Here is a 228-nt window from a genome sequence, read left to right as displayed (position 1 = left end):
CATTATCCGGGTTGTCGACATCGGTGCTGGTTAACGTTCCGGAAATCGAGATAGCCGTATCGGCTTCATCCACACTGACCGTTGCGGTACTGACCGTCGCTTTATCGTTGGTACCATTGATCGTCACTTTGATGGTTGACGGGGTGCCATCAACCGAATTGACGGTAAAGGTTTCCTCAACCTTATCGCCGACATTCAACTGATTAAAGGCGCTGTTGGCGGTGAAGC

At 50.9% G+C, this 228-nt stretch carries 1 protein-coding gene; it reads right to left on the bottom strand.

Translation table 11 applies throughout. The features are described from left to right. A partial coding sequence (locus FCV43_RS20280; RefSeq protein WP_136996195.1) for a VCBS domain-containing protein occupies window positions 1-228 on the bottom strand: 228 nt, incomplete at both ends.

Origin of the sequence: Vibrio genomosp. F6 (assembly GCF_005146325.1) — a bacterium.
GTDB lineage: Bacteria > Pseudomonadota > Gammaproteobacteria > Enterobacterales > Vibrionaceae > Vibrio > Vibrio cortegadensis.
Note: the sequence above shows the minus strand (reverse complement) of the source record. Positions and strands in the feature narration are given on the sequence as shown.